Consider the following 26,130-nt stretch of genomic DNA (forward strand, 5'->3'; position numbering starts at 1 on the left):
GTTTTATGCCCTTTGTTGTTTTTTTCTTATCTGCGCTAATAACGATGCTCTCTTAACTACTTCTTCGGTTGTTAGCCCAATCTCTTTAAGTAAAGAATCAACATCACCATGCTCAATAAATTGGTCGGGTATTCCCATTCTATCAATGAGTGCTTGATGATATCCATGGGAGCCGGCATATTCCAAAATGGCACTTCCAAACCCACCTTGTAAGACTGCCTCTTCAATGGTTAAGATTGGGATATTTTGATCTAAGAGCTCGGTAAGCATCGTACTATCAATTGGCTTGATAAACCTTGAATTGATAACACGTATTGATAGGCCCTGCTTTTCAAGAATTTGGGCTGCCTCCATTGCCATCGGAATGGTAGTACCAAAAGTTAAGATGGCTGCATCCTTACCTTCTTTTAATGTCTCCCAACTGCCTATAGGAATGTTGTGGAATTCCTCATCCATGTCTACCCCAATCCCATTTCCGCGTGGGAATCTCATAGCTATTGGGCCATCATTATAATTAAGTGCTGTATAAACCATGTTTTGACCTTCATTTTCATCCTTGGGCATCATTAAAACCATATTGGGCATATGCCTTAAAAAAGCAATATCAAATACTCCCTGATGGGTTTCACCATCAGCACCTACTAATCCAGCCCGATCAATACCGATAAAAACATTTAAATTTTGTCGGCAAATATCGTGGAGAACTTGATCATAGGCCCGTTGTAAAAAGGTTGAGTAGATTGCTAAGAATGGCTTCATGTTTTGAGTTGCGAGTCCTGCCGCAACCGTTGCTGCGTGCTGCTCAGCAATGCCGACATCAAACATTCGGTCAGGGAACTCGCTGGCAAACCCTTCTAACTTCGAACCAACTGGCATAGCCGGAGTAATGGCAACAATTCTTTCATCAGTTCTTGCCAGTTTACGAACCGTTTCACTTACAACACTGCTCCATGCAGGCGGTTGTTTTTTAGTAGGTTTAACAAAATCCCCTGTATCCATTTTATAGGGACCCGTGCCATGCCATGTCCCAATCTTATCACTTTCAGCCGGTCTAAATCCTTTACCTTTTTTTGTGATCACATGAAGAAGTACAGGTCCTTCAGTTTTTTTAGCATATTGAAGGCTTTCAAACAAATTATCAAAATTATGGCCATCAATAGGTCCTAAATAAGTAAAACCTAGCTCTTCAAAGAACATCCCAGATACGACCAAATATTTCAAACTATCCTTTATTCTTTCTGCGGTAGCCGCCAGCTTTCCACCTACAGCAGGGACTTTCTTTAAAAGCACTTCGAGTTCATCTTTTACCCATTGGTATTTTCCGGCTGTCCGCAATTGGCCCAATATATTATGAAGGGCGCCGACATTTGGCGCAATCGACATTTCGTTATCATTAAGGACAACAATCATATCCTTTTTTTCATGACCAATATGATTTAAGGCCTCTAATGCCATACCGCCTGTTAAGGCACCATCCCCAATGACTGGAACTACAAAAGATTTCTCCTTTTTTAAGTCTCTCGCTATAGCCATCCCCATAGCTGCAGAAAGCGAAGTTGAACTATGCCCAGTTTCCCAAACATCATGCTCACTTTCTATTCGTTTAGGAAAGCCACATAATCCTTTAAATTTTCTTAATGTATCAAACTCACAGGCCCTTCCGGTTAAAATCTTATGAACATAAGATTGATGACCAACATCCCAAAGAATTTTATCCTTTGGACTATCAAAACATTTATGTAAAGCAATCGTTAATTCGACAACTCCCAAATTCGGTCCGATGTGTCCACCGGTCACAGATAATTTTTCAATTAAAAATTCGCGAATCTCCTTACTTAGAGCCTCAAGCTCACGATTCGACATCCCTTTTAAGAAGGATGGGTCCTTGATTGATAATAAATCCATTTCTGGACCACTCACTTTCATACTTTTTCGTTCATTTTTATATTTCTAGTATTTGTATCTATAACTGAAAAAATAGCCGCTAACACTAAGTGATAACGGCATTAAACAGCATTTCTTGTAAATAAGAACAATAGAAGCTACTATACTAGCCTAAAAACACCTAGTGATCCCTTGAAGCAACTAAATCCGTTATCTCATAAAGAAGAGCAGTATTTAAGTCCGTCTTTTTTAAGTATTCTTTTGACAGCTTAATTTGATTCTGAAGGGCTGCCCTGGCTCCCTCTAGGGACAATAGTTGGGGATAGGTACTTTTTTGGTTAACGGTATCACTTCCAACTGGCTTTCCAATTTTTTGTTGATTGCCAACTAAGTCTAGTATATCATCCTGAATTTGGAAAGCTAGACCCAGATGATGAGCAAAGGCTGATAAATCTTGTAATATTCGTGGATTAGCTTCAGCCATAATGGCTCCTGCTACTACACTGAATTTAAGAAGCTTACCCGTTTTGTGAATATGTATATACTCTAATTCATCCAAGGACAAAACTTTGTTTTCCCCTTCCATGTCAGCTACCTGTCCGCCTACCATTCCCTCCGCACCAGCTGCTTTTGCCATTTCGATCACTAAATTAATTTTTGCTGAGGGAGATACAAAATGATCAGAAAGCAAATTGATTACTTCAAAACTATAGGTTAATAAAGCATCTCCTGCAAGTATGGCGATTGCTTCTCCGAATACTTTGTGATTAGTTGGTTTACCTCTACGTAAATCATCGTTATCCATACTTGGCAGGTCATCATGTATGAGGGAATAGGTATGAATCATTTCAATTGCACAGGCCGCAGGAAGTCCCTTATTAGGGTCGATTCCAAATGCATCTAATGTTGCAAATAACAATAAAGGACGAATTCTTTTGCCCCCTGCTTCAAGAGAATAAATCATGGAATCCTTAATTACGGAAGGAGCATCCAATTTTTCTACAAGTGCTCGAAGTTCCCGAATAAGCTGTTGTTGATATTGTTTACTAAATGTCTCTAGTATCCCGGTTTCCAAGCCTACTCCTCCTCCGCAATAGAAAAACGCTCCGTACGTCCATCCTCCGTAATAATTTGCGTTAGCTGTTCTTCCACAGTTTTTAATTTATCATGACATAATTTTGAAAGTTCCATACCTTCTTTGTAAAAAGTAATCGCTTCTTCTAATGGCACATCTCCTTCTTCAAGCTTTTCGACAATTTGCTCAAGCTTCGCCATGGCCTCTTCAAAGGTTAAAGTTTTTTCATTTGTCACTAGCGTCTATCTCCTTTATTGTTTCCACATGACAGAAAAGGCTTCCATCTGTTAATTGAATTTGGACCCGTTCATTTTCTTTTACCTGCTTTACACTTTTAACGAGCTGATTATCCTCTGTGTATGCCAAACTATATCCCCGCTCCATTATTTTAAGTGGACTTAATGCTTGTAATGTAGAGAGAATTCGATCAAAATCAGTCTGTTTTCTCACATAAATTTGGTTTACGGTTCGGTTTAAATCTTTTTCTAGTCTATAAAATTGTTTTTTTGCCTCTTGTAGCCCTTCATTTGGATGATTTCGCTGCAATCGTTTTGATAATATTTCATGCTGGTCTTTTTTGATTGACGATAATCTCGAGGCACCTCGGACGAGCATTTCAGTTAACCGATCAACCTGTTCCAGCTTTTGCTCATAAAGCCTCCTAGGATATCGAAATGCATAAGACTTCTGAACACGGTTTAACCGTTCCTTTTCAAACTTAAACTTACCACTCATAACACCAATCAGACGAGTTTGCCGCTGTAAAATTCGGTCTAGCAGCTCCTCAATATGGGGAACAGCTAATTCCGCTGCACCGGTTGGAGTAGGCGCTCTTAGATCGGCGACAAAATCAGCAATGGTAAAGTCGGTTTCATGACCGACTGCTGAAATAATCGGAATTCTGGAGGAGAAAATGGCACGGGCTGTCAATTCTTCATTAAACGCCCATAGCTCCTCAATCGATCCTCCTCCCCTCCCAACAATAAGGACATCTATTTCCTTCAGATTATTGGCCTTTTCAATCGCCTTAGCAATGGACGAGGCAGCGTTCTCACCTTGTACAAGCGCTGGAAAAACAAGAATATTCGCAATCGGATATCGCCTTTTAATAGTGGTAATGATATCTCTAATCGCCGCACCGGTTGGCGAAGTAATCACACCTACTGTTCCTGGATAAAGAGGGATGGTCTTTTTGGTCTCCGGAGCAAAAAGACCTTCCGATTCTAACCTTTTTTTCAGCTGTTCATATGCTAAAAACAATTCTCCGATTCCATCAGGCTGCATTTCTCTTATGTAAATTTGGTATTGTCCGCTCGGTTCATAAACACTTACCTCACCTTTTACAATCACCTTCATCCCGTTTTCCGGTGCAAACTTCATTAAACGTGACTGGCTTGAAAACATGACTGCAAGAATCCGAGCTTTGTCATCCTTTAAAGTAAAATACATGTGTCCGCTTGAATGCTGTTTAAAATTTGAAATTTCGCCTCTCACATGAACCTCACGTAAATGAGGATCAGCATCAAATTTTCGTTTTATATATTTGGTTAATGCATTCACTGTTAGATATCGTTGTTCCTGCATGAAGAGCTCCTTTTGTTAAAGATGCGAAAGTATAAATTTCGACTTTGAGAATTGGCCAGCTCCAGCGCCTAGCCCCTCGAGGTCACAAGCCAATCCGTCCAAAAGGTTAAAAGGCAACCTTTCAGACGGCTTGTCTTGTGCTTGTCGGGGCTGACCAAGGCGCTTACGCTTTTATAATAATAAAACTGTCCTTATCCATTATACATTTAGCTCTATTTTTTGTCTGTAACAACAATAAGAACTCAATGTAAGAAGATAAGGACAATCTTTTAACTTAATTTCGATCCAGACTCCAAGCAGCAGATTTTGCAGTATTATACATGAGCATCGTAATCGTCATTGGACCTACTCCTTTTGGAACAGGGGTAATAAATCCTGCTTTTTCCACTACCTCATCAAAAGCAACATCACCGCAAAGTTTACCATTTTCATTACGATTAATGCCGACATCAATAATTACAGCTCCGTCTTTTACATGCTCTTCCTTGATAAAGTTTGGAATTCCAACGGCAGCTATTAGGATATCTGCTTGATTTGTATGGAATCGTAAATCTTTTGTTTTCGAATGACAGTAAGTAACTGTCGCATCTTGATTTAAAAATAATTGACCAACTGGTTTACCAACAATATTGCTTCTTCCCACTACCACAACATGTTTTCCAGCAACAGAGATGCCTGTTTCTTCAAGTAATACCATAATTCCATACGGTGTACAAGGTAAGAAGGCATCCTGACCTGTCATCATTCTCCCAATATTAATCGGATGGAATCCATCTACATCTTTTGATGGAGATATTGATTCAATAACTTTCTTTTCTTCAATATGTTTTGGAAGTGGCAATTGTACTAAAATCCCATGAATTTCAGGGTTTTCGTTTAATTCATTAATTTTAGCCAATAATTCCTCTTCAGAAACTTCTTCCTGCATTTCAATTAACAGCGAGTTCATTCCTAGTTCTTTACAAGCCTTTTCCTTATTGTTCACATAGGTCCTAGATGCATGATTATTACCTACAAGAATAACCGCTAAGCCTGGAGTAACCCCTAGTTCTTTAAGTCTTTCAACTTCTTTAGCAATTTCTAATCGTTTCTTCTCGGCAATTTCTTTTCCGTTAATAATTTGAGCTGTCATTGTTGAATTCCCCCTATTCGTTAGTAAAACCCATCTTACTTATGTAATGTTCCTTTAATTTTAGAAAGAACACCATTAATAAATTTGCTTGATTGGTCATCTCCAAATACTTTTGCTATCTCAATAGCTTCATCTAGTATAACATTTTCCGGTATTTCCTGAGAGAATGTTAATTCGAAGGCAGCCAATCTTAAAAGGTTTCGATCTACTGTTGCTAATCGGTCTAAAGACCAATTTTCAAGGTTGGCTGTAATTAGATTATCAATTTCACTTTTGTGTTCCACGACACCTAAAACCAATTTGTTGAGGTAGTCGTCATGCTGTTCCCCTTCCAACACATGTTCAATCGCTAATGTTGGTTCTGTGTTACTAACATCAATTTGAAAAAGAGCTTGTAATGCTTTTTCCCTGGCTGTTCTTCTCTTCATAATACGGTTAACTCCTTTAGATATATTAACAAATTTTTATTTGATTTTGGTAAATGAACTGCCACAAAACAATTAAAACTAGCTTGCACATAAAAAGATAATAGCATAACTAAAATGGAATCGCACGGTATGTCTAATTATTTTATATTATGCTGTGTTAAACCAGTATTTTTTTTACAAATATTTTACTTGAATTAGCTTATGAAAAAGGATGAGGTAAACATGTGATGTTGATTTCCGCTCCAGGCGTTCGCTTTCCGCGAGCGTGCCGGGGAGCCTCCTTCGGCGCTAAAAGCGCCTGTGGGGTCTCCCCTGCCCCGTACTCCCGCAGGACTTTGAAAACTCTTCCTCGAGTCCTCCCACGCACGAAGAAAATGCGATAGCATTTTCGAGGAGTCGAACGCCTTCCGCTCCAATCAACATCGTTCCAAAATCAACTATAACCTTTAACACAGCCATAAAAAAAGAGAAGAACCAAAGGATTTAAGACCTTTGGTTCTTAGTATTATAATTCAGATTCAATTTCCTGTTCATTCTTTTGCGTTTCAAATTGAATTCCGACAACATGTATGTTGACTTCCTCTGCGTCTAAAGCAGTCATGTTCAACAAGGCCTGACGAATATTATCCTGAACCTGTCCTGCAACCGTTGGTATGGAGGTACCGAATTTCATTAAACAATATACATCCACTTTGATTCCGGTCTCAGTCAGTTCGACCTTAACGCCCTTACCATGATTCTTTTTCCCTAGGCGTTCCACCACACCTGTGGCAAAGTTTCCGCGCATGCCAGATACACCTTCCACCTCGGATGCAGCGATACCGGCAATCACTTCAATTACCTCAGGGGCAATTTCAATTTTACCATGTCCATTGTTTCCTTGTTCCATTTCCAAGACACTAAATTCGCTCATTTTAAACACCTCCAGATATTAGACAGACTTCATCACATCATGCAATTCAAGAAATTTCGTATTAAAATTGCCTTCCACAAATTTCTCATGCTCTAATAATTTTAAATGGAATGGGATTGTAGTATGGATACCTTCTACAACAAACTCACTTAGAGCACGCTTCATTCTTGAGATTGCTTCTTCTCTGGTGCTGCCATAGGCGATGACCTTCGCAATCATGGAATCGTAATATGGCGGAATGGTATATCCTGGATAAGCCGCTGAATCAATACGAACTCCTAACCCGCCTGGTGGTAAATACATCTTAATTTTCCCTGCTGAAGGAAGAAAGTTCTTCTCTGGGTTTTCTGCATTAATCCGGCACTCAATTGCCCAACCTGTAAAAGTAACATCTTGCTGTTTAAGGGTTAGTTTTTCTCCGTTTGCAACTCGGATTTGTTCTTTAATCAAGTCAGTTCCAGTGACCATTTCAGTGACAGGATGCTCAACCTGAATTCTCGTATTCATTTCCATAAAATAAAACTTGCGATTGCGGTAGTCATATATAAATTCTACTGTGCCAGCACCTGAATAATCAACTGCTTTTGCCGCTTTTACCGCTGCATTTCCCATTTCTTCACGAATCTCACCATCTAAAGCCGGTGATGGCGATTCTTCCAGCAGCTTTTGAAGCCGGCGCTGGATTGAGCAATCTCTTTCACCTAAGTGAATCGTATTTCCATGTTTATCACCTAGTACTTGTATTTCAACGTGACGGAAATCCTCAATATATTTTTCTATGTACACACCAGAATTCCCGAAAGCCGTCAACGCTTCCTGCTGAGTGATATTGATTCCTTTTATTAATTCCTGCTCATTTTTGGCAACACGGATCCCTTTACCGCCCCCGCCTGCAGTTGCCTTAATGATGACCGGGTAATCGATTTGTTTAACAAGCTCAAGTGCTTCATCAATATCATTAATAATTCCTGTTGATCCTGGAACAATTGGTACTCCTGCTTCACGCATGGTTTCCCTTGCAATATCCTTCGTTCCCATCTTCGTAATCGCTTCTGGGCTTGGTCCAACAAAGGTGATATTACATTCTCGACAGAGCTCAGCAAAGTCTGCATTTTCAGCAAGGAACCCATATCCCGGGTGAATGGCATCACATGAGGTCAATCTTGCAACACTAATTATATTTGTAACGTTTAAATAACTGTCTTTTGATGATGTTGGTCCTATGCAATAGGCTTCATCTGCGAGTTGAACATGCAGGGCTTCACGGTCGGCCTCTGAGAAAACGGCAACCGATTCAATCCCCATTTCCCGACAGGCACGAATAATCCTGACGGCAATTTCTCCTCTGTTTGCAATTAACAGTTTCTTTATCATCCTGTTATCGCTCCTTATTCCGGTTTTACTAGAAATAACGGCTGGCCATATTCGACTAATTGGCCATTTTTAACCAGTACTTCAACGATTTCTCCGTTTACTTCTGCCTCAATTTCATTAAATAATTTCATTGCTTCCACAATACAAACGATGGAATCTTTCGATACCTTGTCTCCTGCTTTTACATATACATCTGTATCAGGAGTTGGTGAAGCATAGAAAGTCCCTACCATTGGGGATGTAATCTTGTGTAAGTTTGCTTGTGCCGCTTGATTATTTTCCAGTGCTTTTGCTGATTCCTGCGCAGCTTCCTGGACCTGAACAGCAGGTACTGGCTGTGCGACAGATCCCGTTTGTACTGCAGCAGGTATTAAGTCAACTGCCTGTTGTATTGGAGCCGCCTGTGAAATAACAGCAGGTGCACTATTTTTCTTCATTTGAATTTTTGAACCATCAATTTCATATACAAATTCATCGATACTAGATTGATCAACCAATTTAATCAATTCTCGAATTTCTTGTACTTTTAACATTGAGTAACACTCCTTGTACAACTTTAATTAGTACTAACTACTAATACTATACGATAATAGCTAGTAAAAGTTCAATAACCTAAATTCAACTGAAGAGTCGATTTAAGAAATGACTTCCGTCTCTATATTAATCTTTTTTGATAAAAAAAAGAAATCATAACAACTATTCTCCTTATAAATGATGATTTTTACCTACTCTAATCAATCTTAAACATGAAAAAAGGAAAGCTACAAACTTTCCTTTTTTTCCTTGTTTATTTATTTTGCAGGCTGATATTCAACCGCTACATAATTTGTTTCACCAATTTCTTTTTTCACTTCTAGCATAATTTTATTAGCATCTGAAGCTGATGGCTTTTTCTTGGCCTTTACAGTCACTATAACCTTTGAGCCATCTGCTCTTACAAGAACATCTTCATATCCCATTGTTTTAATAAAAGTCTCAAGCAATTCCTCACTTTGGGCAATTTGATTTAGTTTATCCATTTGATCCTTTACTTTACTTTTTTCAACTGGTGAAAGATCGGTTGAAGCCAATTCGTTTGTTAACTCTTCTTGTTTTTTGCTCCGTATGTCTTCAAGATTCATACGAAGTTCTTCAAAAGCGGAATCTCCAGCAATACTAGAAACAACTGTTTCCCCCGCTTTTGCCTTCGTTGGAGTACTTGTTTTACCTAAATTTTGATCCTTAGCCTTTTGTTGTACTGCTGTTAAATTATTACTCTTTTGCTCTGGTGATGTAATGTAATAGACTGATAATACCACTACTAAACTTAACATTGTTAATAGCCAAACTGTTTGTTTTTTCAAAAGCATTCTTACTTCCCCCTTTATTTTTTAGGCATAACTGCTACTCGATAGCTTGGTACGCCTAAAGCTTTTGTAACGGCATCCTTAATCCATTTTTTCACTTCTATATTATCTGCTCCCTTAGCAACGACTAAGACACCACGAATATCGGGTTTCTGGGTTTCTACGACAATCGGAACCTCTTTATCTCCATTTCGGAGAATAACCAGTTGTTCGTCTGTTGATGAATCTACTACTTTTCGCTGTCCGCCTTCTCGATCTGTTTCATCAGTTGTTTGCGTTTTTGTTGTTGTATTTTTTTGAAGTATTTTTTTATCGGTGGAATCAATGGTCACCACTACGGTTACATCGCCAACACCGAGCATTTGCTCTAAAGCCTTCCTCATTTGAGTTTCATATTTATCCTCATAATCAGCAATGGTCTTATTCTCAGAACTATTTTTCAAACCAAAAGTAGGAACATCTTCTGAAGCAGCTTTCGCATTGGTTGAAACAGTTTGTGCCTGAGAGGATGAGTTACCTTTAAAAACAATATTACCTACAAGCATAAAAGCAGCTCCAATACAGAGAACCAGCAACATATACTGGTATTTACCAGGTTTTTTTCCATCCTTATCTTCAGGTTTTAGTATTTTTTTGAGCCATGATAACGGTCCTTGGTTTTTATCCATTATTGTTATTAATCCCCCCTTCAATCGAAACTTTTACTGTTTTAGCTGATACATTCCATTTCTTTGACAGAAATGAAGCAATTTTCTCTGATTCTTTTGTTGATCCTTGAGATGGAAGAGGTTTTTCTGTGTTTATTTCGATTTGTTTAATCGCTTCGACTGTCTGAACGCTATTTTCTGGCTGTTTTAGAAGAACCGTCACCTTTTGGAGGTTTTCAGGGAATGCTTTGTCACTTTCATCGTTTACTGCTAGGTCAATTTTTTCGATCTCCAATCCGTATTGATTCATCAACTCCTCCTTAACATCCTTTTTTAGCTGGACAGCCATTTCTTCTAAAATATATGCATGCTGGGAAGCTTGTATTTCTTTTTTCTTTAATTCTATTGAACTTTTTATATTTTTTTCTCCAGAACTTGGAAATATTGAGATTGAACTAATATTTGTTTCAAAATCATTGGAAATGAGCTTGAAAATTGGAGTAAGAATGATCGCAATTAAAAGCAGTCCTGTAACCATTTTCGTATACTTCTGCATACTAGAGTTTGGAAGAAGCATATCAATGACGGTTGCTAACAAGATAAAAAGGATTATATTTGTAACCCATTCCTTGATAAAATCCATATTTCTCCCCCTTATCTCATCATCATGGTTAAATTTCCTGCTGCAACAATAACCGTAATACTTAAAAAGAACATGAGTGAGACAATCCCTAAGGCAGCAAATACATAGATGACACTCTTACTTATAATATCCAAGCACTTTATAACTGGTCCTCCTCCTAATGGCTGAAGGATGGCAGCTGCAAATTTATAAATAAAAGAAATCATTAATATTTTCAGAGCCGGAAACGCTACGATAATTAACAGAATGGCAACACCTGCAATACCGACCGTATTTTTCAACAGTACTGAAGCACTTACAACCGTATCGGTTGCATCTGTAAACATTCGTCCGATAACAGGTATAAAATTTCCGGTAACAAATTTTGCGGTTCTAATCGCGATTCCATCCGTAACTGCCGCTGATGCTCCTTGTACTGAAATAACCCCTAGAAATACCGTTAAGAAAAGTCCCATTAACCCAATGCTCCAATTTCTTAGCAAAGCTGCTAACTGGGTAACTTTGTATTGATCAGAGATGGTACTAACAATACTTAGTAAAACCGCTAAAAAGAGCAGGGGAAGAATAATATATTGCATAATTAAGCCGCTTGAATTCATTAAGAATAAAATAACTGGATGAAAAAAGGCTGCAGAGACAACTCCTCCAGAAGCGGCAATTAAAGCAAGCAGTAGAGGAACAAGAGCCAGAACAAACGAGGTCATTGTCCCAATCGCTTCATTTGTGTAGCTGATGGCAATATGAAAACTATTTAATGCTAAAATAACCAACACCATATAAACAATGGAATAGGCTACTTTACTGATCGTGCTTTGCTCAAAGGCATTTTGCATTGATTGAAGAAACATACTGAAAATAGTTAGCAAAATTAAGGAACCCAACAATTTACCATTTGCTACAAACTCATGAAAAGCAAATTTTAGTATTCCTTTCCCCCATTCATTAAAGGAAAATTTTTTATCCCCTTTAACAAAGTCGTAAAGACTTCCCTTTTGGCTTTCCGGAAGAAATCCGCCATATTTAGTGGTTATATCCTCCCAATATTGCTGAAGGTCGGATAAATCCAACGATTCTAATTGTTGGTCTACTAAATTCTGTGCCGAGAGTGTTGTGGAGGTGTCTTTTGATTCTTCAGCAGCTTGTACATTCGGGATTGAAAAAAATAAGAAAAAGAGAATCATTATAGGAATAAACGGCAACCTTTGCTTCATCATTACACCTCTTTAATAGAAAAGCGTAAGCGCCCGGTTAGCGCACGACAGGGCTTGAGCGCTCCGTATGAGATAAAGGAAACACGAAGAGCGACAGCGATTCGATGTTGACTTATCGTAAGGAGGAGCGTGAAGTACACTAGTCGCTGGGCGCTGGACACAAAGCCCCAATCTATAATTAACTAGGAATTAGCTTTATAATCGTTTCGATTAATACAGTTAAAATTGGGATGGACATGGCTAGAATTAAAATTTTTCCGGCTAACTCTATCTTTGATGCAATGGCTCCTTGACCGGCATCTTTGGTAATTTGAGTGGCAAATTCTGCTATATAGGCAATTCCAATAATTTTGAGGATGGTCTCAACATAAACCATATTTACTTTTGCATTTACTGCCAGCTTTTCAAGCATATGAATGATTTCAAAAATTTTATCAACTAAAAAGAGAAAAATGGCACAGCCTACAAAAACAACTAAGAGAAAAGCAAAATTTGGTTTCTGCTCTTTAATAATTAAGGCAAGAAATGTTGCGGTAAGGGCTACACCGACAATTTTTAAGATTTCAATGGCTGAGCCCCCCTTTCTATTGAAACAAGAATACAGATTTTATTTTTTGGAAAAGGTCATCTACAATTGTAGCTACCTGAAACAAAATATAGATAAAACCAAATAATGTGACCCATTGGGCATATTCTTTTTTTCCTACCTGATCAAGGACGGTATGCAAAAATGCTACAACAATTCCTACCCCAGCAATTTTAAAAATAATATCCACATCTAAACCCATTGCTTTTCCCCCTAAAATAATAAAATAATCAGTAACAATCCTGATAAGAAGCCTAAACTTTTTAGCATTTTTTCATATTTTGCCTGCCGATCAATGGCATCGGCTTCTTCTCTTTCAAGATGGGAAAGTGTGAGCAAAATTTGTTTTTGCTGGGAATTACGATCATAACGGCCCAATGTTTCCCCAAATTGCTTCATAATTTCAAATTCACCTTGTTTTAAAGCGGTTAATTTCCATATTTCTTGTAAACTAGTCTCCCAGGCTGCTCTGACAGTAGTTTCTGTATTCGTTAATCGATTTGCAAAGGTATCAAAAAACTTGGAAAGTGGATTCGTTAGTTGGGAAGCTAATCTCCGGGCTGCTTCATGTAATGGTGTATGGCTGTACATGATTTCAGCATCGAGCGACTGTAATGCTGATCGTAATACTCTTAACTGCTTCGGCCGGTCACTAAATTTCCGGGCTAATTCAAACCCCGTCCAAGTCGTCGCAATAATAATAAAAATAGCACCAATTATTTTAATCATTTTATGTCACTCTCACTTTTTGTAGCATTTCGTTACCATTGGCATCGAGGATACGGGTAATAGTTCCAGGTCCCGACGCTCTACTAAGAATGACAAACCGATCAAATATCATTTGCTCCATAATATCCTTTAAGGAGGGACGCTTTCTTATTTCTTCTATATTCGAACCATGTGTAGTCATTATCAACTTAATTCCAGCATTGACTGCCTCTTGGATTGCTTCTCCATCTTCCCGACGTCCGATTTCATCAACGATTAATACATCCGGACTCATCGATCGAATCATCATCATCATTCCCTCTGCCTTTGGACAAGCGTCTAACACATCGAGGCGATGGCCAAAGGTTAATTGCGGAATCCCATTTACGCATCCTGCAATTTCACTCCGCTCATCCACAATCCCGACTTTTCTAGCGTAAATGCCCCTTGAACTACTTCCTGTTGAAATAATCCGCGCGATATCTCTTAACAAAGTTGTTTTTCCTGTTTGCGGCGGTCCAATAATCATGGTATGCATCCAGTCCTTTTGATAGATCGAAGGAATGATCGGTTCTGCAATGCCAACCTTCTCTCGGGCAATCCTAATATTAAAGGAAGATATATCTCTTATTGCCTTGACCTTTCCATCCTCAAGAATGACCTTACCTGCTAGTCCGATACGATGTCCTCCGGAAATGGTAATATAACCTCGCTTAAGTTCTTCCTCCAGTGTATAAATCGAAAAATGACTAATTTTATTCAACAAATGGAAAGCATCTTCTGGCTGAATAATATAGGATAGAAACCTCGGCGATCCCTTTAGAGTAATTTCAATCGGACGATTAATACGAATACGAATCTCTTCCACTTCTTCTTTTTGATTGGGAGGGATTTGGCTGATTAGGCTGGCAAGATTATTTGGTAAAAAATTGAGAATTGATTCCACGTCTACTTCCTCCTCATATTTCCTTTCTCATTATTTAAAATGTATGCCTGCTTGGACACAATATGACATGCATGTTTGCTAATTAGGTCTATTTTTTTACGCACCCGAAAAAAGATAATTAATGATTTCTAGACTAGTTAGTTAGTAAGGAACATTTTCCTGGGGCATCCATAATTTAAAAAAGAATGTAACGGGAGGGAGAAAATATGAATCATTACACTGTACCTAATCGGAATGGATTGCATTCCAAGGGTCATTTAATAAAAGTGACAGGAGAAGGAACAATTCATTTACAACCTGATACTGCATCGGTAAACTTAGGAATTATCACAGAAATGAAGGAGCTTTTAGCCGCACAACAGCAAAATTCTAAAGATGTGGCGAAAGTAATTGAGGCACTGCGGAAACTAGGAATACCTGCTAATTTAATTCAAACATCCGATTATCGAATTGAAACAGAGTACGATTATGATCAAGGAAAACAACTTTTTCGAGGTTATAAAATTAATCATTTACTACAGGTGAAAATAGAAGATTTGTCTTTAATAGGGAAAGTCGTTGACACTGCTGTACAAAATGGGGTGAATTTTGTCTCTAACATCCAATTTAGCCTTAAAGACAAAGATTCTTTTTACTTACAAGCACTTAATCTTGCACTTAACAATGCAACCGAAAAAGCTAAAACCATTGCCTCCAACTTAAATGTCACTTTAATTCCAACCCCTAGTACAGTGGTTGAAGCAGGCTCTATTGCACAACCAATCCCTTTTCAAGCTGAAGCTCTAATGAAAGGAACTAGTTCTACTCCCATTGAACCAGGGCAAGTTAAGATAAGTGCGGTCATAGCAGCTGAGTTTCACTTTTATTCGAATATTTGATTTTAACAAAAAGGACTGATTCTAAAGAATCAGTCCTTTTTGTTAAGATTATTTTCGCATAAGAGCCTTTGTAATTAACTATTTATCATATTTTTTTGCCCAGTTATATAACTGCATTTCTGTTACAGGTCCATTAAAATGCTCTCTGATGATTCCCTGTTTATCAATAACAAAAGTTTCAGGTTGTCCAGTAACATTATATATTTTTGATACTTTGGCATTGTAGTCAAAGAGATAGTGCATTCCTTCTTGGTTATTTTTGGTCGATTCTTTAATTCTATCAATGGTTTCGCCGCGATTTATCATTAGAAATGGATATTTGTTACCATAATCCTTTTGAAATTGTGTCAGCTCAGGGAAATCCTCTTTACAAGGCGCGCACCAGCTTGCGAAATAATTGATAATAACCACTTTGCCTTTATATTCTGAGAGTTTCGCAGTCCCTCCCTCATATTTTGGCAATTCAAAGTTATAAGCTTTATCACCTACATCGGTGGTTTTTCCTTTTGTCACTAAACTATACCCAAAAAAGCCAAACATACCTACTAATAGTATAAATACGAGTAATTTAATGACTCGCTGGTTCATCGTGCTTCCTCCTGATACATGGGAGTTTTTTACAAATATTCTTAAATAGTTTCATAGTCCCTATATAAATTTACTTTTCCAGTTCCTTTAAAAACTCAATTTCCTTTTTAAGTTTTGTGTGCCTTTTGCCTAGAATTAACATGTAAGCAAAAATAACCATCCATGCAACAGAATAAGCACCATACATATATTCATATCCCATTTTCAATTCCTCCTATTTTTCCATGTCTGCTCTTAATTTTTCTTTATAACATTCAACTTTAATTTTCATATTTTCAAAATTAACACCTTTGTGAAGCAAATAGGTATAAAGAATCGTGAATGCTGCAAGTGATACAAATAACGCAGTCAGCATGGTTCCCTCTATACCTCCGCCTTGCTGGGAAGGTCCACTGCCAAAAACAATTGGATGGAATTTTGTTTGCCACCAGCGAATGGCAAAAAAGACGATGGGAACATCAGCAAAGCCCATAATGCCGAATACAGCTGCTAGTCTTGCTTTTTTATCCCAAACACCATCCATTTGACGGATCATAATGTAGGCAATGTAGATAAAAAATAAAATTAATGTTGTGATTAACCGTGGTTCCCATACCCACCAGGTATTCCAAGAAGATTTGGCCCAAATGGGTCCTGTTGTTAAGACAATAATCGTAAACACAATACCAATCTCAGCAGATACATAGGCATACGTATCAAAAATTCTTTTTCGTTTGATTAGAAATAAGATACTAAATACGAATGTAACGAAAAATGCCATAAAGGCTAGCCAAGCTGAACTTACATGGAAATAAAAGATTTTTTGTGCCGCACCCATGTTTTTTTCTTCCGCAGCATAAATAAAAATAAAGTAAATATTAACTAACATGGAAATGACTGTACCGCCAAACAATAAATAAGCTAAATTGCTTTTTTTCTTTTCAACCGAATAAGCTCCAGGAAGGACTGTTTTCTCTCGTTCGAGATTCATACTCATCACTTAAACCTCCAGCACATAATCTATTAATAAACAACAAACAACAAAGAAGATCACATCGTATGCCGTAACCAGTTGGATCCAGGCTATGGCACTTGAAAGTTTTTCCATGTTTGTTAGGATAATCTTTGTTGCCTGGACAACACCAATGAGGATTGGCGTTGTGATGGGAAAAAGCAGAAGTGGCAGCAGCATTTCACTACTTTTTGAATTGGATGCAAGGGCAGCTAAAAACGTTCCGATTGCGATGAATCCAAAACTCCCTAAAAACACAACTAAGATAAAAAAGGCAAAGCTGCCGAGAAATTTAAAATCAAATAATAAAAACAAAAACGGAATCGAAATGAGTTCAACTACCAGCATCATCGTGAAATTTGCTAGAAACTTACCAAGGTAAATACTAACCGCTTCCATAGGTGCTACCAATAAGCCCTGCAAGGTATCATTCCGATGTTCAGAAATAAACGATCGATTAAGTCCTAGGATTCCTGCAAACACGATAATAACCCAAATGACCCCTGGAATAACAGCCTTTGTTGTATTGTTGGCCGGATCGAAAGCAAAACTGAAAACAACAATTACAAGTCCTGCGAAAATAATTTGTGTGGTTAGTATTTGTTTTGTTTTTAACTCTGAATATAAGTCCTTTTTTGCTAAGAAGAGGGCGGTTCGGAATAGGTTCATGATACGCCCTCCACTTGAAAATCATATTTTTCAGTAACAAAACCTAGATTTCCCTTTTCAAGGTTAAAGTCATCAGCAATCTTGCCATTTTTCACAATGATAATCCGATCGCAGATTTCTGCTGCTTGTTTAAAATCATGAGTAACCATTAATGTAGTGGTCCCTTTTTCTTTCATAGATAAAATGACATTATTTAAAATGGAAATGGCCCCTTGGTCCAATCCGGTGTGAGGTTCATCTAATAGAAGAATTTCCGGATCATGAATTATTGCCCTTGCAATGGCAATCCTTTGAATCATGCCTCGGGAAAAATTCTTTACTGGCTCATTTAAAAAGAATGATAAACCAACATCTTTTACAAGCTTCCTAGCTTTTTGTTCAACATCCTTAACCCCATATATATTCCCAAAAAATACGAGGTTTTCTAACGGTGAATAATGATCATAAAGCAAACTGGAATGAGGTAAATATCCCAATAATTTTTTTAATGCCATCTGGTTCTTCCGGAGTTCCAAATCATTTACAATTACTTGTCCAGATGTAGGTTTTATTAAGGTTGCAAGTACCTTTAAAAGGGTACTCTTCCCAGCACCATTTGGACCTAGGATGGCCACCGTTTCCCCTTTTTTTATTGAGAGGTCAACGCTACGTAAGATCAGCTTATTATCAGCTTGCTTCGTCAGCTTCTTTATTTCAATCATGTGCTTCCCCTCCCATCCCAGCTTTTTACTCAATAAAACTTCGTAAACTCAACTTAACTTGAATTAAATGCTGTTTATAGGCAGCAAGTTTTGCCTGGTATTCATCTTCTGGAAGTTTTCCAGCATTAAAGCTTTCTTCTAACTCAATAATCTTGTCCATAATTGCTTTTTGCTTTGCGATTAATTGCTTGAATGCTTTTTCTTCTTTATCTGCACTCAGTCTTTCTTCTTCTAATCTAGCTTTTCTTTTAAAGTAAATAAAAGAAGATATCCCTGCAATAATGATTACCCCGACAATAATTAAGAAAATATGTGGGTTCAAACTATGCAATGGAGATTCTTCCCACATTCTAATATGTCCAGGGTTGTGAAATGCCGGTGCCGTGTGAGTGACATTACTTGTATTTCCATTATCTGTTGTGCTTGAAGATTGCTTACTACTACTGCTACTTCTATCTGAAGGAGGTTGAACATCCTTTTTATAGATGAGTGTAAATGTCTGGTTTTCTTTTAAACCTTCAATGCTGTATCCATAATAGTTTTGGTCATCGAATTGAAATGTCCCTTGGCTAGTTGCTTCTGCCCCTGTAACTTCGACGCTCCCCATTCCTTCAGGTACAAGAATCTGCATAATTCCAACAGGGTAATCCATCGTTAATTTAATTTCTTTCCCTTTTGGTATTCGATAACTGTAAGGGAGTACGGTTGTTTGATTCGCAGGGACTGAAGTGGTTGTGATAAACCCCTTATCGACTTGCTTAAAGGCAATTTTACTATCTAAAAAGTTAAGATCCCTAGCATGATCGGGCAATGTAACCTTTAAAACAGCTTCACTCTTACCATCACCTTTGTATTCCTTAGAAGATGAATTAGAATAATTAACCATATTCATCAAATTGGTTGAACCATCTTCTGCTGGACTTACTACAAGGTAATGCATGTCAATTGAGATGTTAGAACCTGTTGCGGCTAATCCATGAAATGGAATGAGCATCCAGAGTCCAAGGAAGAGTAGGGTGATTTTCTTGATCACTTTCCTTCCCCCTTTTGCTTTCCATAGCTTTTCAATTGTGCTTCAATTTCCTTTTCTACTTCTGCCATTAGCTCTTTATCAATACTAGAATCTACTAATTTTTCCTCTTCCTTCATAATCTTGGCAACTTCTGCTTCATACTGCCTTTTTAAGTTTTTATAATCAGCAGGTGAGATTTTATCCATTTTGTACTCAAACTCAATCTCATTGAGTGTAGTTAAAAGAGACTCTTTGGTAGTTTCTAAATCTTGGTCCTTTGAATTTAATTGAATAATTGTATTCCATTTAAAAATTGGTGCTAATATTAAATACAAACATATGAGCGCCAATGCTGCAGTAAAAATCATAGAAATGATTGAAATATCATGCATTTTGTCCACATCCTAAAGATACTTTTTGCGTTCTTCATCGATCATAGAGGAAAGAATTTCTCCTTCTATTTCATCCTCAGTGCTTTCGTATTCAGTCATTACGGCGTCACTACCTTTTTTCTTTACCCATTTACGAATAATGATAAATACAGCAACTGCAGCTACTCCTAATACGACAAACGGAAGAACCCAAGCTGTTAAACTAAACCCGCTTTTCTCGGGAGAGGTTAATATTTCTTCACCATAAATATTGATATAGTATTGTCGGATTTTATCCTTATCCCAGCCTTTATTCATCATACTAACCAAGTCTTTTTTAAACTCAGTCGTGAGACTACAGGTATTTGGATCACATTCATAGTGGTCCTGACCACACCCGCAAGTACAGGCAAATTGCTCAGCTACTGCTTTAAATTCTGCCGATTTATAATCTATTTCCTTTGCTTCCGCCCGTATAAAAGTACCTTGAAAAATGATCGCAATGAGGATAAGCCCTAGATATAGTTTATTTCGCATTTATGACACCTCTTTGCGTACTCCTGTATATCTAGGAGTAACATTTCCATATTTTCCGTTCCAAACAGCAAACAGTGCACCAATTACGATCATAAAGGAACCGATCCATAACCAGTCCATCATTGGATTCACTTTGACGACAAAGGTTGCTTTTCCATCATCTTCCCATGCGCTTAACACAATATATAAATCTTCTTTTAAGGATGAAATGATTGCCACCTCTGAAGATGGTTGGTCCCAGTTACCGTAGAATACTTTTTCTGGCTGAAAAGTACCGAGTTTTTTACCATTTTTAAATACGGTGACGTCAGCGTAAACAATATCGTTTGCTCCCTCTTTCTTTTGATCAAGGCGCTCATAATTGAGTCGATAATTATTGATCTCAATCGACTTTCCTAGCCCAACGGTTTTCATTGTTTCAACATCATAGTTTTGTGAACCAATAATCCCCATTGTAATAAAGGCAATACCGAGGTGAACAATATATCCACCATAACGGCGGCGGTTTCGAATCATTAACCGATATAAAGCGACTAACGGTGATTCTTTTGTCATCTTTCTTCTAGCTTTTACACCTCTATAAAACTCTAAGAAATGAGTAATTAATAATAGAATGATAACTCCGTATCCGATAACAGCCCATGCTTTTTGGATACCAAGCACCACCATTAATACCATTCCAATGACAGCCAGAATAGCTGGAATCATGAAGTTTTTTCTAAGATTTTTTACTGTAGATCTCTGCCACGCAAGCATTGGACAAACAGCCATTACAAACATCATCGACAATAGGATAGGTGCTTCCACTTTGTTAAAAAAGGGCATTCCAACTGTTACCTTGGTTCCGCGGACAGCTTCAGATACAAGTGGGAAAACCGTTCCCCAGAATGTAGCAAATGCAGCACCGACAAGTAATAAGTTATTAACTAAGAATGAACTTTCTTTTGAAACAATTGAATTAAATTCTCCTGCACTTCTTTTAAGTAAGTTGTACCGGCTCATTAAAACATATAAGGCCAGAATGACTGCAATAGCCATAAAGATTAAGAAATATAATCCTAAATTTGAGTTGGAAAATGCATGCACAGATGTTAGTACACCACTACGCACGAGGAAAGTTCCAAATAAAGTAAATGCGTAGGATACAATAATTAAGCTTATATTCCATATTTTCAACATGTTTTTCCGCTCTTGTATCATGACGGAATGAAGGAACGCAGTCGCTGTGAGCCAAGGCATAAACGATGCATTTTCCACGGCATCCCATGCCCAATATCCGCCCCAACCTAGTTCGACATAAGCCCATTGGCCTCCGAAGATATTTCCTAGGCTCAAAAATAACCAGGCAATGATTGTCCAACGTCTTGTCATTTTGATCCAAAAATCATCCACATTTTTCAAGATTAAAGCGGCCATTGCAAAGGCAAATGGTACGGCAAGGCCTACATAACCTAAGTAAAGTGTTACCGGATGAATAATCATTCCCGGATTTTGAAGCATTGGATTTAAACCTTTTCCTTCTGTTGGAACAGTAGATAATAGTGCAAATGGCTTTGCAACAAAACCTAAAATGAAAAAGAAGAAAACAGCATTGGCCATTAAAATAGCAGAGATGTAGGGAACCATTGGGTTTCCTTTCATCTTTCTTGAATAAGCGATCATCACCATATAAAGAGTTAAGAAGAATGTCCATAATAATAATGACCCTGCATTTCCAGCCCACAAAGCAGTTAGTTTATAGATGATTGGCAAGTCGCTGCTGGTATAATCAGTCACGTATTCGTATTGAAATTGGGATGTGGCTAATAGGTAGAACATAGAAAGCATTGCCATGGCTGCACAAATAAATAAGGCTATCATCCCGTTCTTTCCACTATTAACGAATTTTTGATTTTTTGTGCTAATCCCCCATGTTAAGACGAGAAGCGAGTAAATGGCTATGGCTAAACCTATATAAATTGATGCGTTGGCAAATAAATACATTTCGTCACCTTCTTACGTTGACTCTTATTTTTCTTTGATTGGTTGATCTAACAATTGTTTATGTTTTTCAATATCATAGTTTTTCATATCTTTTCCCTCGTATTTAGAAGGACATCTGGTTTTTACTGATTCAGCCACAAAAGTATTCTTTTTCGTTGGTGAGCCTTGGAGGATACAGATAACCCCCTCTGAGAAGTTATCTGGTTTTGTCCCATGATAAATAACATGCATGACATTTCCATGATTATCCTTTACGTCAAATTTCAATTGAATCTTATCTGGATTCCATTTAATAGTTTTTTCCATCAGTAAACCTTCAACTGTAACAAAATCATCTTTATGCTGATCTTGAGTTGCTAAAAGTTCTTTCATTGTCAATTCAACACCACTAGAACCAGGAGTAGCTGCCATCAATAAGAATACAATTGCACCTGCAATAATAAAGCCGCCTAACATAACAAGCGTATTTTTCTTCATCCATCTCACCCCATTAAATCAATTTTTTCATTTCTTCTTCATACATGTCTTGATCGATTTTTCCTGTTAACAGTTTCTTACGCAATTCCTTTTTTTCTTCTTCATTATTAGTTTTGTTCACTTTTTTTCCGACTGTCTGCTTTGTTGATCGATTTTTTTGTTTAGTACTTTTAACAGATGTACGTCGCCCTATTGGAGAATGACCTTTTAGTCCGAGATAGACAAGGAATCCCGCAATAATTAAAGCAATACCAATAATGGATGCTGCGCCAACTCCAATTAGCGGCTGCTTGGCGTTACTGGTTGAGGTTCCCTTTTTCACTTGGTCAGTTGCGGTACTGCCACTAGTGCTTTGGGTTGATGAAGATTCTTGTTTGTTAATGGCTTCCATTGTTGATTCGGTTCCATCTTTTTTGTATGAAAAGGAAAATTTAAGATTTTCTTTTGCTTTTACATCCTTATATTGGTAATAATACAACTCTTCTCCATACTCACTTTTGGTGTTATTAGCTGTTTGGGGTTCTACTTGTATATTCTTAGCATCCATTGGGGAGTAAAAGATAACATCTAATTGGTCCATTCCAGCATTATTGTTCAACTGATATGTAAAGTTTTTTTGATCCCTCACATCAATTGTTCGGGTGTAATATTCAATGACAAATTGATAGGTTTGATTATTTTTAATTGCCTTTCCAGGCTTCCATGATATTATTCCTTTTTCCTTGTCAATATCGTAAGGACGTTGAACCTCCGGCTGATTTTCTGCTGGAAATTCTGCAACTAAATTAGCTTCAAAACCCTTATCTTTAGCAGGAATCGGTATTTCAATTTTTCCATCATAGTCTTTACCGCTCTTATTTGTAATCGTCCCATACATGCCTACTAGTAATGATGGAACATCTCTTGAACCCCAATCTTCTGGATAATCAAACTCCGGCATAATTTGTACTTGCATTTCCTTAAATGGAAATTTTTCCGCTTGAAAAACAGTTTCAGCGCTAGCCTTAGAACTGATAAAGTTACCAAGGAATGAGCAAATCACAAACATTGCCAGCCACTTTTTCTTTAGCATAAAAACCCTCCTTGATGAAACACCTTCATTTTCCCTTAATTTGCACTATAGTCCTCTTAGAAAAAATATTATTGTTTCTCTACCTATATAGTTGAATCACTCTTGAACATTTTGTTAAAGGGTGGAAACGTTTGACTTTTTGACAAAAAACCACCACAGAATGTTCACATTTTTGGCACCCCATCGAAATTCCATGTATTTTGTCGGATACAACTTTGAAAAAATAGTAAGAAAAGCGCAAGCGCCTTGGTCAGCCCCGATATAGGGAGACTTATCGATGGCAAGCAAAGCGTAGTCAGAGATTAGTCTCCCTTAATGCGTACAGAAAACGATAGTTTTCTGTAGCCAAGCATAAGACGCTCCCAACAGGAAGGCGCTTTTTGCCTTCCTGTTGGGAGTGGCTGTAGACCATCGAGGGGCTAGGCGCTGGAGCTAGACAATTCTCGAATTCGAATTTATACTTCATGTCATAAAAAAAACTGCATCCATTCGGATACAGGTTCTCAACTTTTTATGCTATTTTTGGACTTCCAAAGATCGGATATAGGTAACAATATCTGATATATCCTGTGTCTTTAATTGCCGTACACCGTCAAGACCTTTTAAGGATGGACCCATTCTAGTCTCTTCCCGACCATATGCAGCACTAATCCATATCTGCTTGTCAGTTGTGTATTTTAAATATTGTGGATGCGACAGTGCGGTTCCCATATGTAACATCCCAGTTCCTGCTTTCATATGACAATTTTGGCAATATAGATTGTATAATTTTTGACCATTTGCTGGATTTCCGGCAATGGTCTTCGGAACATCAAATTTAATATCCTTCGTTTGCCAATTTCGGATGAAGGCTACAAGGCTTTTCAGCTCTTTCTCTGATAATCTGGGTCCATATGCTGGCATTCCTGTTCCTTCTCTTCCAAATTTTATATAATTATATAAATTCTTATCCGTTACCGTGTTTAAAAAATTTTGATTATTCAAAGAGGTTCCAGCTTTTTCACCTTCACCTTTTCCATTGTCACCATGACAAACTAAACAATTTTGATTATATGCTTTCTCACCAGCAGCAATAGCTTGTGAATTCTTTTTAGCAAATATATTACTGTTGCTTATACAAACAATAATTCCAATAATAACCAAGATATAAAATCCAATTAGTATTTTTTTCATGGGTTACCCCTACTTTGGCTCAGGTGTTGGGGTTGCTTCCCCAAGATTTTTATATTTATCAGTAATTAATTGATAAATTTTCCCAGAACTATCACCATTAAGATGTAGTTCTACTGCATCCCGGGCAATATTGATACAGGTATCACAGGATATACCATGTGAATCCCACTCTGTTACAGCGTTGTTATCACCAACACTCTTAACAAAGCAATCTAGGTTGCTCTTATGACCCTCTGCCACACAACCACAATAACACGGTACTTGTGCAACAACATCCGGATAGGTTGATGCCATTATATACGTTTCTTGCACTTTTTCAGATGTATTTAAGACAAAATCTGGTAATGGTGCATGTTTTTTATCAAGCTTCCAACTGTGATCATCAAGCTTGGAACTGCAACCCGCAGCTATTATGGCTAATAAAATGAAAAGGAAGAAGAAAGTTGTTATTCGCTTCATTTTCGATTCACCCCTTTACTATATTCTTATACACATGTATTTTAACAAATAGGTCTTTCCGCACTAGCTCTAAATTCTTACTATTTAGTGAAGTTTTTAAGCTTACTAACTGTAGAAAGCCATCTATCCAGGCAATAAAAAAAACCTTAGACCCAATTTTGGTCTAAGGTTTTTGGTTAAACTTTATGCGCGAGAAACATAACTTGCTTCTGATGTATTAATGATGAGTTTATCTCCTTGGTTAACAAAGAAAGGCACTTGAACAATAAGACCTGTTTCAAGTGTTGCAGGCTTTGTACCGCCAGAAGCTGTATCCCCTTTGATACCTGGTTCTGTTTCAGTTACTTCTAATTCAACAGTGTTAGGCAGTTCTACCCCAAGGGTTTCATGTTGGAACATCATGATATGAACTTCCATATTTTCTTTTAAGAATTTTAATTCGTATTCAATATTTGATGCAGGAAGTTCTACTTGTTCGTAGGATTCCATATCCATAAACACATGAGCATCACCGCTTGCATAAAGATATTGCATTTTGCGATTATCAATTTGTGCTTTTTCTACTTTTTCACCTGCACGGAAAGTTTTTTCTTGAATAGCACCATTACGTAGGTTACGAAGCTTTGAACGAACAAATGCAGCACCTTTTCCTGGCTTTACGTGTTGGAAATCAAGAACGCGCCATAGACCGCCATCGACTTCGATCGTTAATCCCGTTTTAAAATCATTTACAGATATCATG

32 protein-coding genes are annotated in these 26,130 nt (G+C 37.6%); 1 reads left to right on the forward strand and 31 read right to left on the reverse strand.

Annotated features, from left to right (window positions below):
• Positions 1–3: 3 nt before the first annotated feature.
• The 17 genes from dxs to spoIIIAA all read right to left on the reverse strand — a co-directional run bounded on the left by dxs (position 4) and on the right by spoIIIAA (position 14,477).
• Positions 4–1,905, reverse strand: a complete 1,902-nt coding sequence (gene dxs, locus JOC76_RS04860; protein ID WP_205176469.1) for a 1-deoxy-D-xylulose-5-phosphate synthase — start codon at positions 1,903–1,905, stop codon at positions 4–6.
• A 160-nt stretch (positions 1,906–2,065) separates the two neighbouring features.
• On the reverse strand, positions 2,066–2,959 hold the full coding sequence (locus tag JOC76_RS04865) for a polyprenyl synthetase family protein (protein ID WP_205176470.1): 894 nt from the start codon (positions 2,957–2,959) through the stop codon (positions 2,066–2,068).
• A 2-nt stretch (positions 2,960–2,961) separates the two neighbouring features.
• Positions 2,962–3,195: an exodeoxyribonuclease VII small subunit gene (locus JOC76_RS04870; protein WP_205176471.1), complete on the reverse strand. Its 234-nt coding sequence runs from the start codon at positions 3,193–3,195 to the stop codon at positions 2,962–2,964.
• The gene (gene xseA / locus JOC76_RS04875; RefSeq protein ID WP_205176472.1) at positions 3,185–4,543 is read right to left on the reverse strand and encodes an exodeoxyribonuclease VII large subunit; all 1,359 of its coding nucleotides are present in this window, start codon (positions 4,541–4,543) and stop codon (positions 3,185–3,187) included. The genes JOC76_RS04870 and xseA overlap by 11 nt, the downstream gene beginning before the upstream one ends.
• A gap of 274 nt (positions 4,544–4,817) precedes the next feature.
• Entirely contained in the window at positions 4,818–5,675 is an 858-nt protein-coding gene (gene folD, locus JOC76_RS04880; protein WP_205176473.1) for a bifunctional methylenetetrahydrofolate dehydrogenase/methenyltetrahydrofolate cyclohydrolase FolD, read from the reverse strand.
• A gap of 35 nt (positions 5,676–5,710) precedes the next feature.
• Positions 5,711–6,103, reverse strand: coding sequence for a transcription antitermination factor NusB (gene nusB, locus JOC76_RS04885; protein ID WP_205176474.1), 393 nt, complete (start codon positions 6,101–6,103; stop codon positions 5,711–5,713).
• A 505-nt stretch (positions 6,104–6,608) separates the two neighbouring features.
• The gene (locus JOC76_RS04890; protein WP_205176475.1) at positions 6,609–7,016 is read right to left on the reverse strand and encodes an Asp23/Gls24 family envelope stress response protein; all 408 of its coding nucleotides are present in this window, start codon (positions 7,014–7,016) and stop codon (positions 6,609–6,611) included.
• A gap of 18 nt (positions 7,017–7,034) precedes the next feature.
• A complete protein-coding gene (gene accC, locus JOC76_RS04895) occupies positions 7,035–8,390 on the reverse strand; it encodes an acetyl-CoA carboxylase biotin carboxylase subunit (protein ID WP_205176476.1) in 1,356 nt (451 codons plus the stop codon).
• Positions 8,391–8,404: 14 nt separating this feature from the next.
• Positions 8,405–8,923, reverse strand: a complete 519-nt coding sequence (accB, locus tag JOC76_RS04900; protein WP_205176477.1) for an acetyl-CoA carboxylase biotin carboxyl carrier protein — start codon at positions 8,921–8,923, stop codon at positions 8,405–8,407.
• A gap of 258 nt (positions 8,924–9,181) precedes the next feature.
• Complete coding sequence (locus tag JOC76_RS04905) at positions 9,182–9,739, reverse strand: SpoIIIAH-like family protein (RefSeq protein ID WP_205176478.1); 558 nt, start codon at positions 9,737–9,739, stop codon at positions 9,182–9,184.
• Positions 9,740–9,753: 14 nt separating this feature from the next.
• The gene (spoIIIAG, locus tag JOC76_RS04910; RefSeq protein WP_205176479.1) at positions 9,754–10,404 is read right to left on the reverse strand and encodes a stage III sporulation protein AG; all 651 of its coding nucleotides are present in this window, start codon (positions 10,402–10,404) and stop codon (positions 9,754–9,756) included.
• Positions 10,397–11,026 (reverse strand): stage III sporulation protein AF, encoded by a 630-nt coding sequence (gene spoIIIAF / locus JOC76_RS04915; RefSeq protein ID WP_205176480.1) that lies wholly within the window; start codon positions 11,024–11,026, stop codon positions 10,397–10,399. The genes spoIIIAG and spoIIIAF overlap by 8 nt, the downstream gene beginning before the upstream one ends.
• Before the next feature lie 11 nt (positions 11,027–11,037).
• Positions 11,038–12,237, reverse strand: coding sequence for a stage III sporulation protein AE (spoIIIAE, locus tag JOC76_RS04920; protein ID WP_205176481.1), 1,200 nt, complete (start codon positions 12,235–12,237; stop codon positions 11,038–11,040).
• Between the two features lie 178 nt (positions 12,238–12,415).
• Positions 12,416–12,805 (reverse strand): stage III sporulation protein AD, encoded by a 390-nt coding sequence (gene spoIIIAD, locus JOC76_RS04925; RefSeq protein WP_205176692.1) that lies wholly within the window; start codon positions 12,803–12,805, stop codon positions 12,416–12,418.
• Between the two features lie 16 nt (positions 12,806–12,821).
• Positions 12,822–13,025: a stage III sporulation protein AC gene (gene spoIIIAC / locus JOC76_RS04930; protein WP_205176482.1), complete on the reverse strand. Its 204-nt coding sequence runs from the start codon at positions 13,023–13,025 to the stop codon at positions 12,822–12,824.
• Positions 13,026–13,036: 11 nt separating this feature from the next.
• The gene (gene spoIIIAB / locus JOC76_RS04935) at positions 13,037–13,552 is read right to left on the reverse strand and encodes a stage III sporulation protein SpoIIIAB (protein ID WP_205176483.1); all 516 of its coding nucleotides are present in this window, start codon (positions 13,550–13,552) and stop codon (positions 13,037–13,039) included.
• A 1-nt stretch (position 13,553) separates the two neighbouring features.
• Positions 13,554–14,477 carry a stage III sporulation protein AA gene (gene spoIIIAA / locus JOC76_RS04940; protein WP_205176484.1) on the reverse strand — a complete coding sequence of 308 codons (924 nt, stop codon included), beginning with the start codon at positions 14,475–14,477 and terminating at the stop codon, positions 13,554–13,556.
• 206 nt (positions 14,478–14,683) lie between these two features.
• On the opposite strand from spoIIIAA, the gene JOC76_RS04945 reads away from it, so the two are divergent.
• Positions 14,684–15,355, forward strand: coding sequence for an SIMPL domain-containing protein (locus JOC76_RS04945; RefSeq protein ID WP_205176485.1), 672 nt, complete (start codon positions 14,684–14,686; stop codon positions 15,353–15,355).
• 78 nt (positions 15,356–15,433) lie between these two features.
• On the opposite strand, the gene JOC76_RS04950 is transcribed toward JOC76_RS04945, so the two are convergent.
• The 14 genes from JOC76_RS04950 to efp form a co-directional block, all read right to left on the reverse strand.
• Positions 15,434–15,943 (reverse strand): TlpA family protein disulfide reductase, encoded by a 510-nt coding sequence (locus tag JOC76_RS04950; protein ID WP_205176486.1) that lies wholly within the window; start codon positions 15,941–15,943, stop codon positions 15,434–15,436.
• A 70-nt stretch (positions 15,944–16,013) separates the two neighbouring features.
• On the reverse strand, positions 16,014–16,145 hold the full coding sequence (locus JOC76_RS04955) for a CcmD family protein (protein ID WP_205176487.1): 132 nt from the start codon (positions 16,143–16,145) through the stop codon (positions 16,014–16,016).
• Positions 16,146–16,157: 12 nt separating this feature from the next.
• Complete coding sequence (locus JOC76_RS04960) at positions 16,158–16,919, reverse strand: cytochrome c biogenesis protein (protein WP_205176488.1); 762 nt, start codon at positions 16,917–16,919, stop codon at positions 16,158–16,160.
• A 3-nt stretch (positions 16,920–16,922) separates the two neighbouring features.
• A complete protein-coding gene (locus JOC76_RS04965) occupies positions 16,923–17,603 on the reverse strand; it encodes a heme exporter protein CcmB (protein ID WP_205176489.1) in 681 nt (226 codons plus the stop codon).
• On the reverse strand, positions 17,600–18,304 hold the full coding sequence (gene ccmA / locus JOC76_RS04970) for a heme ABC exporter ATP-binding protein CcmA (RefSeq protein WP_205176490.1): 705 nt from the start codon (positions 18,302–18,304) through the stop codon (positions 17,600–17,602). The genes JOC76_RS04965 and ccmA overlap by 4 nt, the downstream gene beginning before the upstream one ends.
• Before the next feature lie 25 nt (positions 18,305–18,329).
• Complete coding sequence (locus tag JOC76_RS04975) at positions 18,330–19,337, reverse strand: hypothetical protein (protein ID WP_205176491.1); 1,008 nt, start codon at positions 19,335–19,337, stop codon at positions 18,330–18,332.
• The gene (locus JOC76_RS04980) at positions 19,334–19,708 is read right to left on the reverse strand and encodes a hypothetical protein (protein ID WP_205176492.1); all 375 of its coding nucleotides are present in this window, start codon (positions 19,706–19,708) and stop codon (positions 19,334–19,336) included. The genes JOC76_RS04975 and JOC76_RS04980 overlap by 4 nt, the downstream gene beginning before the upstream one ends.
• A 12-nt stretch (positions 19,709–19,720) precedes the next feature.
• A complete protein-coding gene (locus JOC76_RS04985) occupies positions 19,721–20,224 on the reverse strand; it encodes a cytochrome c-type biogenesis protein CcmH (RefSeq protein ID WP_205176493.1) in 504 nt (167 codons plus the stop codon).
• A complete protein-coding gene (locus tag JOC76_RS04990) occupies positions 20,225–22,207 on the reverse strand; it encodes a heme lyase CcmF/NrfE family subunit (protein ID WP_205176494.1) in 1,983 nt (660 codons plus the stop codon).
• A 24-nt stretch (positions 22,208–22,231) separates the two neighbouring features.
• A complete protein-coding gene (locus JOC76_RS04995; protein WP_205176495.1) occupies positions 22,232–22,684 on the reverse strand; it encodes a cytochrome c maturation protein CcmE in 453 nt (150 codons plus the stop codon).
• 13 nt (positions 22,685–22,697) lie between these two features.
• Complete coding sequence (locus tag JOC76_RS05000; RefSeq protein ID WP_205176496.1) at positions 22,698–23,756, reverse strand: hypothetical protein; 1,059 nt, start codon at positions 23,754–23,756, stop codon at positions 22,698–22,700.
• Positions 23,757–24,272: 516 nt separating this feature from the next.
• Complete coding sequence (locus tag JOC76_RS05005) at positions 24,273–24,929, reverse strand: c-type cytochrome (protein WP_205176497.1); 657 nt, start codon at positions 24,927–24,929, stop codon at positions 24,273–24,275.
• 9 nt (positions 24,930–24,938) lie between these two features.
• Positions 24,939–25,388, reverse strand: coding sequence for a PCYCGC motif-containing (lipo)protein (locus JOC76_RS05010; protein ID WP_205176498.1), 450 nt, complete (start codon positions 25,386–25,388; stop codon positions 24,939–24,941).
• A 183-nt stretch (positions 25,389–25,571) separates the two neighbouring features.
• Positions 25,572–26,129 carry an elongation factor P gene (gene efp / locus JOC76_RS05015; RefSeq protein ID WP_205176499.1) on the reverse strand — a complete coding sequence of 186 codons (558 nt, stop codon included), beginning with the start codon at positions 26,127–26,129 and terminating at the stop codon, positions 25,572–25,574.
• Position 26,130 lies beyond the last annotated feature (1 nt).

The sequence above is a fragment of the Neobacillus cucumis genome (assembly GCF_016908975.1).
In the GTDB taxonomy this organism is placed as follows: domain Bacteria; phylum Bacillota; class Bacilli; order Bacillales; family Cytobacillaceae; genus Neobacillus; species Neobacillus cucumis.